General features: G+C 48.4%; 1 protein-coding gene. It reads right to left on the bottom strand.

Annotation, left to right across the window (positions count from 1 at the left end; all coding sequences use genetic code 11):
• Positions 1–161: 161 nt before the first annotated feature.
• The gene (locus CRENPOLYSF2_RS03045; RefSeq protein WP_087142492.1) at positions 162–1,493 is read right to left on the bottom strand and encodes an IS110 family RNA-guided transposase; all 1,332 of its coding nucleotides are present in this window, start codon (positions 1,491–1,493) and stop codon (positions 162–164) included.
• Positions 1,494–1,701: the final 208 nt, after the last annotated feature.

Below are 1,701 nucleotides of genomic sequence, written 5' to 3'. Positions count from 1 at the left end.
TAAATAACTTTTGCTGAAGAACACTAATTTTCTGATACATTTCAGGGTTATACAGTAGCTTTGACAGCCTTTTTGAGAACTCGTAGGAAATTACGCCATTTTCAATAACTGCTGAAGCTCTCAAGAAGCTCGTTTTAAGTTTCTGATATAATTCATATTTTTTAAGCCATTTCTGAGGCTGGAGTTAATTGAAAACCTAGTTCTTCAGCACGTTTGGTTAAGTTTTTAATGACCCGTTCGCGGTATTTTTCTTCGTAGTAGGTTTGACCTTGGTCTACGTACTCTTCACCTTTGGTTAACATGGCGTATATTAACCGTGCCAGTTTATGGGCACAAGCGGTAACGGCTTTGCCTTTGTCCATCCGGCCACATAATCTGCGATAGTACGCCCCCAAGGCTGATTGGCTATTGCGTAAATTCACTGCCGCCATTTTGAGGGCTTGTGCAACCTTGTTGGAGGTTCGCTTGGTTGCCGCCGAAAGCACTTTACCTCCACTGATTTTTGTTCCAGGACACAAGCCCAACCAAGAAGCAAAATGCTTTGCGCTCTTGAACTTGGACATATCAGCACCGATTTCCGACAGTACCTTAAAAGCCGTTGTCACATCAATGCCATCGATACGGGTTAAATCCACACCACACATTTGCATCAACAAAGCACGGGCATCAAACTTGGGCGCATTCTTGGGCTTGCCGCCACGGCGTTTGGGTTTTTCTGGCTTGAGATCATAGCGTGCCAAGTCTTCCATCTGTTGTTGTATTTGCTGGTCACACGCCATCAGCTGCTCTGCATAAAAATCGTACAATTCGACAGCTACCTTAAGGCTGAACAAATGCTCATCCCGCCAACTGCCCTGCAAGGCCTTGGCGATGTCTTCCTCGCTGGCCTTGACATGGCCGTTGCGGTAGCTGGCCAAGGTTTCGCCATCACGTTCACCCGCCAAAATGGCGCGGATTATCAGTTGGCCGGTCACGCCCATTACATCAGACAGCACTTCCGTCAGCAGGATGTTCATCAACAGCAAAGCCTTTTGGATATGCTGGATATGGGTGGCTTGGCAGCGCAGCAACATTTCACGTAGCCTTGCGAGAGTGCGTAGCGCGGCATAATCCCCTTGTGGCCGAAAAGCCCCCGACAACAGGCCAAAACTCATCAACTGTTGTAACCATTGGCAATCGAGTACATCGGATTTACGACCCGGTACGTTTTTGACATGACGTGCATTGACTAGGTAAACGGTAAAGCCCCGCGCCTCTAGGAGATCAAATAGAGGAATCCAGTACACGCCGGTCGATTCCATGGCCACCGTATCGATTTCGCAGGCGGTCAACCAATCGGCGAGGGCATTGAGGTCTTCGGTAAAGCTAGGAAATTCACGGACAGGCTGGTCATCCCTGTCAGGCGGCACGGCAACGAAATGGCTGGAAGCACCAATATCAATACCGGCGGCATTAGGAAACTTCAGTTCAAAGGTGTTTTTGAATTTGCTCATGGCAGTATCCTCAGGCTGGAAACAAGTACCATACCGCCGTGGAAACGTCTCAAAAATCACTCTCTCAAACGGGATAGCCAGGAAAACCTGGACTTCACCAATATCACTGACGTAATCCTAAACCATGCTAACGTACGGGCGCGAACGCACCATTGCTCTGTCGGTCTTTGGCGGTACAGACAGCCTATATTACTCCGAACCAGAGCTT

Origin of the sequence: Crenothrix polyspora (assembly GCF_900163755.1) — a bacterium.
GTDB lineage: Bacteria > Pseudomonadota > Gammaproteobacteria > Methylococcales > Methylomonadaceae > Crenothrix > Crenothrix polyspora.
Note: the sequence above shows the minus strand (reverse complement) of the source record. Positions and strands in the feature narration are given on the sequence as shown.